Raw genomic sequence first — 7,593 nt, 5'->3', positions numbered from 1 at the left:
GGTGATTCTTTATAAATTGTTGCAGCACGATTTTGTATTTCTTCAGTTTCAATAAATTGAGCTGTCATTAAAGGATCTCTAAATTCGCGAATATCATTTAAAACATTCTCCCAAGATAAATTTGCAATAGTTTGTACATATATATTAATCCACCAACCAGAATTTGGATTAAATGGCTCATATCGAGATCCTGTCTGATAAAAGTCTGGCAACTTTTGCATTTTTGCCCACAAAGGTGTCAAATACGTTGTAGCAGGATGACCGTACCCAAACCAGCTAATCCCTTTAATTGGATCAGGTAGCCAATCTTTAACCTCTGAGATTTGCACATAACAAGTTCTGTGAATCCCAATAGCCCTTTCAAAGCCACTACCTCTAATAGGGTTGCCCCATGGACCACCTGCCAGTCCTGCCGAGAGGTCATACTCAGTTCCCTCATAGTAATCACCTGTGATCTTAAAAATATCGCTTACTGTTAATGGGTAATCGGGTATTACATATAGGGGATACTCAGTTTCATGGGTTGATAAATTTAGAGAAGGAGCAACAAGATCAAATACACGCCATTCCCTTCTTGTGCTATATATTGTATTATTTGGGCAATATATAGCAGCTGGCCTAAATGGTTCCCCTGATTTCTCATCGTACCAGCCTTGTCTAACAGCAAAAGATATTAAGTTAGGAGAGTATAAAACATTTTCTTCATCTGACAGATTTATTTCATTAATTCGTGCACGATTAGCACTAACAAATACAGCGTTGTCTGGCAATTTGAATGCTACCCATATATCTCTTCCATATATTTCCATAATCCATACTTCGTTGCCATCTGTTATATTTATGCATTCGCCTGGTTGTTTGTGCCACTGGTATTTATTTAATAAATCACCAATTATTTCAACAGCCTCTTTAGCTGATGATGCCCTTTCTAATGCAATATCTTGAGCAAACCAGCAATCAATTATTCCCTCGCTTTCATCGATCATAACCCTTTCTACCTCTTTACCATAATCATTTGATGTATCAATTGTGATAGTTGTTTCACCCATTGCTACACCCTTTTCATTCATAAAGGAATATCGTGAGTGTAAATACCTGTAAGTGTGTTTTACTTGGGGCATAGAACCTACAACCCTTGCCACAGGTTCACCTGAAGGATCAACTTCTGGATATACAGGTGGATTTTTACCATAGTCTACGTAGTCATGTGAATATAACACAATATCTCTTCTAGCATTTTCTGGCCAATCAGCCTCAGGAATTATCCATAGTCTAAAATCAGCAACACTGGAATCATCATTGTGGGTTATAATAGTTGCTCCATTTTGTGTAGCTTCTTTTCCAACTGAGATTGTAGTGCAGCTATCATATGTTTCATCAAATGATTGGGCTTTTAAAGAGTAAGTAATAAAAAAAATAATAAAAATAAGGGAAGTAAAATTTTTCATAATAAACCTCAATTAGCATAAATAATAAAAATATTATTGATTATATTTATAACATAATTTTGCAATATTGTCAAAATAAAATAAATACTTATAATAAGGCTTTACTAAGAGATATAATCAATAAAAATAGATATCTTACTTAACATAAAGTTTACTAATTTTCGCAATTATACTTAATATATTTATTTAGTATACAATTAGCTTTTTTTACTGTGATTGAATATTATTTTCTAAATGATATAATTTAAGTAAATGAAAAAATTAAAATGTTTTATTGTAATAATTAGGAGGTATTTATGATATTAGGTTGCCCAAAAGAGATTAAAGTACATGAATATAGGGTAGGTTTAACACCTGATTGTGTAAAGGCTTATATTAAAGATGGTAATAAGGTTTATATAGAAGAAGATGCTGGCTTAATAGCAGGCTTTACAAATGAAGAATATATTAGTGCTGGTGCTTCAATTGTAAAGGATAGAAATAAAATATATGAAATAAGTGACATGATTGTAAAAGTAAAAGAACCGCAACCAGAGGAATATAAACTATTTCATAAAGGTCAAATCTTGTTTACCTTTTTGCACCTTGCAGCAGATAAAGAATTAACTGAAGCACTACTTGAATTAGGTATAAAAGCAGTTGCTTATGAGACAATTGAGAGGAGTGATGGGCAACTTCCACTACTTAGACCTATGAGTGAAATAGCAGGAAAATTAAGTGTTATAGAGGGCTCAAAATACATTGAATGTTTTTATAAAGGTCGAGGTGTTTTATTAGGTGGTATTCCTGGTGTTGAGAAAGGTAGGGTTACCATTATTGGAGGTGGCACAGTTGGAACTAATGCTGCAAAAATAGCAGTTGGCTTAGGCGCACAAGTTTCAATATTAGATATTAATATGGATCAACTAGCCTATCTTGATGATATATTTGGCGGTTCTATTAACACTCTATATAGTAATACTGCAAATATTGATAAAATATTAACAGAGAGTGATCTTGTTGTTGGAGCTGTTCTTATACACGGGGCAAAAGCTCCGAAATTGATAAAACGAGATGATCTTGCTAAAATGAAAAGAGGAGCAGTATTGGTTGATGTTGCCATTGATCAAGGTGGGTGTATAGAGACCTCAAGACCAACTACCTATGATAATCCATCATTTGTAGTGGATGATATTGTACACTTTTGTGTTGCAAACTTGCCTGGAGCAGTTGCTAGAACTTCAACGCAAGCTCTTACAACCTCAACTCTTAAGTACGGCTTGCAGATTGCTAATAAAGGTTTAGAAAAAGCAGTAAAGGAAAATTCAGAAATTGCAAAAGGTGTTAATATTTATAACGGTAAAATAACCTATGAGGCTGTAGCTGATAGTCTAAATATGGACTACACGCCTTTAAATGACATAATAATAGCATAATAAAAATACTTAATTATATTATAACAACTATAAATTGACTTTTTTTCTATAATATCTAAAAATATATATCAAAATATTTATAGGGGTTTAGTATGCTTTCAAAGAAATATTTTATAATTATAGGTGGTTTAATATTTGGAATACTAGCCTCAACATTGACAAAACTTGGCAATCCTCTAAATATGGGTTTATGTATTGCTTGTTTTTATAGAGATATTGCTGGTTCAATTGGACTGCATAATGTTTCTGCAGTTCAATATTTAAGACCTGAAATTTTAGGTATTATCCTTGGTTCTTTCTTGACTTCGATGTTTTTAAAGGAGTTTAGACCAAGGGGTGGTTCATCAACAATTATCAGGTTTTTTTTGGGTTTGTTTATGGTTGTTGGGGCTTTAGTGTTTCTAGGTTGCCCAACAAGGGATATTATAAGATTAGCAGGTGGTGACTTAAATGCCTTAATTGGGCTGTTTGGCTTAATAACAGGCATATTAATAGGTCTAACATTTATTAAAAAAGGTTTTAATTTAGGCAGGTCCAACAGATTACCTAATATTACTGGTTGGGCTATCCCTCTTTTAATGATCTTTTTTGTTATTTTATACATATTTAAACCTGTATTTTTGCACTTTAGTTTAAAAGGGGCAGGTGCAATGCATGCTCCTTTTATAGTTTCAATATTTGCTGGTCTAATAATAGGCTATATTGGCCAAAGAAGTAGGATGTGCTTTGCTGGTGCCTGGAGGGATATATTCTTGGTAAGAGATTTCTATCTTTTTTCAGGCGTTGCATCCTTTTTTGTTGGTTTATTATTGGCTAATCTGTTTTATGGTTATTTTCAAAGTGGTTTATATCATGTTGGCTTTACTAATCAACCTGCAGCACATATGAATCATCTGTGGAATTTTGGAGGACTATTATTAGTAGGACTATGTGCTACACTGTTGGGAGGCTGCCCTTTTAGGCAGACTATTTTATCAGGCGAGGGGGATAGTGATGCAGGTATAACTGTTTTAGGTATGATAACTGGCGCTTCTATATCACACAATTTTTTACTAGCATCGAGTGGTAAAGGAGTAAGTAGTTATGGTCCAATTGCAGTAATTATTGGTGTTATTTTTTGTATATTTATTGGGTTTATCTTTATTGAAGAGAACAAATGAGATTTTTTAAAAGTAAAAAGAATGAAAAAGAAAAACAAAGTGGCTTAATTCTCTTTGAAAAGGTTGAAGATGCAGTTAAGACTGAAAAGCTATTAAAAAGATATGGCTATAATATAAAATTAGTAGCTCCACCACCTGATCTTAGAAAGGGTTGTGACCTATCTATTGCATTTAATATTGTAGAGTTGCTGGGAATAGAAAATTTATTAAAAGATAAAAAAATTAACTTTCTTGAAATTAAATCATTAGAAAGTGGCTCTGAACTTTTAGATATTGTTAAGGTTGTGGATTTTGGAAGTGCTGTTATGGTAAAGGCAGGGAATATGAAAATGACTATAGATAAAAATAGTGGGGTTATCTTAAACACCTCAGGTGGGGGTTGCCCTGATATACCATACCTTAATCTTCAATTGGTAGGTAAAAAAATAGATGAAGTGAAAAGGCCAAAGGAATTGGGATTAACCCTTTGTGCGCTTATGCTTGATAGGGCTTATGAAGAATGCTTAAAAATCTTTTATAAGGAGAAAAAGTGTTAATTATAGCTGGAACAATTCCAATAAAAGAGTTTCCTTTAATATATGATGTAGCCGAAATTGATAAAGATTATATGCTTTTAAAGGATTATAAAATACCTATATCACAAGGGACAACAACAATGATAGCTGCTGCAAATAAGGTTAGTAACTATTTGAAAAACCCAAAGCCTTATGTATTAATTGCTGGTGATATTGGCTATGGTGATGGTACAAAAAAAATTTATAATTATTTGATAAAAAATATTGATAGCTTAAAGCCAGATGTACTAGCTTTACACTACTGTTTACCTATTATGGGGTTAGTTAGAAAATTAATTGAGGTTATAGATAAAAATAGATTAAATATAAAATTAGTTGCTGATGCATCATCAATGTATGCAGCAAAAGCAGCGGGGTTAGCTCAAAAATTTGAACTTTTTACCCCAGATACGAGTGAAATATGTTTCTTAGCTGATAAAGAAGCTGTGCACCCTGCTTATATAAAGAAACATCTCTTTATTCAAAATAGCGATATAGAAAAACTTGTAGAAGATGCCTATAAATATAATAACGCTCCTAAATATTTACTTGTAAAGGGCAAAACTGACTATATTGTGTGTAATGGTGTTATAGCAGAGAAGATTGATGAGCCTAATATCCCTGAACTTGAAGCTATTGGAGGTACAGGGGATACAATAACGGGGCTTGTGTCAGCTTTGTTAGATGCTCCTTTAGATACATGTGAAGCTTCAGTTATTGCAGCAAAAATAAATCGTTTAGCAGGCCAATATATAAAGGCAGATGTCTCAACAAGGATTATTGAGTTAATAAGTATTTTTAATAAAATATTTGATGATTATTTACAAAAGATAAATAATATAAATTTAAAATTAAAAAATTAATAGTATAGGGGTATTTTATGAAGGAGGTTGATGCAAGGGGCTTTAGTTGCCCAATACCAGTTGTAAAAACAAAGAAAGCTATGGATGAAAACCCTAATGAAGTATTAAGCGTATTAGTTGAAACAGAAACCTCAAAAGAAAATGTTATGAGGATTGCAAAGCACAACAACTATGAAGTTACAATTGAACAGGTAGGTGATGATGAATACAGATTAACATTAGTCCCAAAGAAATAAAAAACTGTCAATAAATTATTAATAATATTAATTGTTAACAAATCTATATGTTTATTAAGGTTATATAAATTTAAGTTATATTTAGACGATAAATTAATTTTCGTATTTAATTATGTAAATATCAAAAAGGCATCTATTTGAAAAGTCTTGTCAGGATTAGGTATTATATTTGAATATAGCCCAGGTTTAGCGCCATTAGGATAGAGTTAATATAAAAAATATTTTGGATAATATGGTTTAATGTATGTATGAATATAAAACAATTTATATCTTAAACTAATTATTAATCTTATCATAACTAATTTATATATAGGATATAGGTATAAAAATATTCTAAGATATATAATGAATCCCAATGAAACTAGTGCTTCGTGGGATAGAATATAGGAAGGCTATTGAAATATATATTTCAATTTAATAAAATAAAGGAATTATTTACTTGACTCCAATTATAGATTAAATATAATAATGTTAGATATTTAAAAAAGATAGCTTAAAGGTTATTGGTTTCCTTAATATATTATTAGAGAGAGGTTGCAAATGGATGTAAAAAAGGTAATGCAGGTTTTTGATAAGTATTTAAGACCTCAGTGCTTTCCCGTTGGTGTTAGATTGCTAACCTCAAGTGAAGAGCTCCCTGAAAAGGTAAGAATGCCTAAGAAGGATTTCAAAATAAAAATGCCCCTATGCCAGGGTGTCTCAATTGCAAGGAAGTATGGATGGACTATAGCTATGACTCAAGAAGATATGTTGTGTCCCCTTGGCTCTATTACATTAGGCTTTGTACCTGTAAAGGAAAGATTTTTGGAAGGTGATTTTAATATACCCTTTTGGGTTAAAAATAAAGAGACAAGAGCAAAAATGGCAAAAAATATTCCAAGGCTGGAAAACGGTAAATTTGATAAAATTCTTTTAGCCCCAATCCATAAGATGGAGTTTGAACCCCATGTTGTAATTTTTTATGGAAATCCTGCCCAAATCTCAAGACTTACGCAGAGTGTTGTTTATGCTACTGGAGAATCAGTAGATGCTGCTAGTTTTGGTGGCTTTGCTTGTGGTTTTGAGATAACTGTACCAACCTTGACAGGAAAACCCCAGATAATCATAGCTGGTGGCGGTGACAGAGCATTAGCTCAGACCCAGGATGATGAGATTGCTTTTGCAATTCCAACTAATTACATAGATAATATACTAGAGGGGCTTGTAGAGACCCATAAAGCAGGTATGAGATACCCAACAACATCATTCTTAATGTATCAGCCTCTATTTCCACCAGATTTTGATAAATTAATGGAGCATCTTGAAAGTTAAGGTTTTAAGATCCGCTTTTATGAAATAGGGTTAATAGGCCGTTCATAACAGTTGCAGCACAAGCGCTACCACCTTTAGGACCCTTATTTGTTATAAAGGCTAGATTCTTATAACGGGCAAGTATATCTTTAGCTTCGGCTGCAGAAACAAATCCAACAGGAAATGCAATAATTAAAGATGGTTGAACTTTATTCTCGTCATATAGATCAAGAAGCCTAATAAGTGCAGTAGGGGCATTACCAATAACATAGATTGCATTTTTAAATTTATTTGAAGAAAAATCTATAGCAGCTTCTGCCCTTGTTGAACCCATTTTATTTGCTTTCCTAATAATATTTTTATAATGAATAAAAGAATAGACTTTGCAAGAGGTATTCTTTAAATATTTTGAAGTGATACCTGACTTAACCATCATAGTATCGCATACAATGGGCAAATTCTCACTAATTGCTCTAATGCCTACTTCAATAGCACTTTTTGATATAATTGTTATATCAGCGAATTGATAATCCCCTGTTGTATGTATGAGTTTTTTTATTATAAGTTTTTCACTTTCATTAAAGTGTGCTAAATTGACATTTTTTTCTATTATTTCGAAACTCTTAT

Annotated in this window: 8 protein-coding genes; 6 read left to right on the top strand and 2 right to left on the bottom strand. The window is 32.3% G+C overall.

Features of this window, described 5'->3' with window-relative positions:
• Nucleotides 1–1,448, bottom strand: a 1,448-nt coding sequence (locus tag SVN78_06775) for a C69 family dipeptidase (protein MDY6821308.1), incomplete at its 3' end; no start/stop codon positions are given.
• A gap of 296 nt (nucleotides 1,449–1,744) precedes the next feature.
• Here SVN78_06775 and ald point away from each other — a divergent pair.
• From ald to SVN78_06745, 6 genes are all read left to right on the top strand, one after another.
• Nucleotides 1,745–2,863 (top strand): alanine dehydrogenase, encoded by a 1,119-nt coding sequence (ald, locus tag SVN78_06770; GenBank protein ID MDY6821307.1) that lies wholly within the window; start codon nucleotides 1,745–1,747, stop codon nucleotides 2,861–2,863.
• Between the two features lie 92 nt (nucleotides 2,864–2,955).
• The gene (gene yedE, locus SVN78_06765; protein ID MDY6821306.1) at nucleotides 2,956–4,023 is read left to right on the top strand and encodes a YedE family putative selenium transporter; all 1,068 of its coding nucleotides are present in this window, start codon (nucleotides 2,956–2,958) and stop codon (nucleotides 4,021–4,023) included.
• Nucleotides 4,020–4,559 (top strand): DUF3343 domain-containing protein, encoded by a 540-nt coding sequence (locus tag SVN78_06760; GenBank protein ID MDY6821305.1) that lies wholly within the window; start codon nucleotides 4,020–4,022, stop codon nucleotides 4,557–4,559. The genes yedE and SVN78_06760 overlap by 4 nt, the downstream gene beginning before the upstream one ends.
• Nucleotides 4,553–5,440 (top strand): NAD(P)H-hydrate dehydratase, encoded by an 888-nt coding sequence (locus SVN78_06755; protein ID MDY6821304.1) that lies wholly within the window; start codon nucleotides 4,553–4,555, stop codon nucleotides 5,438–5,440. Before SVN78_06760 ends, SVN78_06755 begins: the two co-directional genes overlap by 7 nt.
• Before the next feature lie 17 nt (nucleotides 5,441–5,457).
• Nucleotides 5,458–5,676 carry a sulfurtransferase TusA family protein gene (locus tag SVN78_06750; protein ID MDY6821303.1) on the top strand — a complete coding sequence of 73 codons (219 nt, stop codon included), beginning with the start codon at nucleotides 5,458–5,460 and terminating at the stop codon, nucleotides 5,674–5,676.
• A gap of 540 nt (nucleotides 5,677–6,216) precedes the next feature.
• Nucleotides 6,217–6,987, top strand: a complete 771-nt coding sequence (locus tag SVN78_06745; GenBank protein MDY6821302.1) for a DUF169 domain-containing protein — start codon at nucleotides 6,217–6,219, stop codon at nucleotides 6,985–6,987.
• Nucleotides 6,988–6,991: 4 nt separating this feature from the next.
• On the opposite strand, the gene SVN78_06740 is transcribed toward SVN78_06745, so the two are convergent.
• On the bottom strand, nucleotides 6,992–7,593 hold a 602-nt coding region (locus tag SVN78_06740; protein ID MDY6821301.1), incomplete at its 5' end, for a precorrin-8X methylmutase.

Source organism: Deferribacterota bacterium (genome assembly GCA_034189185.1).
GTDB lineage: Bacteria > Chrysiogenota > Deferribacteres > Deferribacterales > UBA228 > UBA228.
The sequence above is the reverse complement of the archived record's forward strand: the minus strand, read 5'-3'. Positions and strand labels throughout refer to the sequence as shown.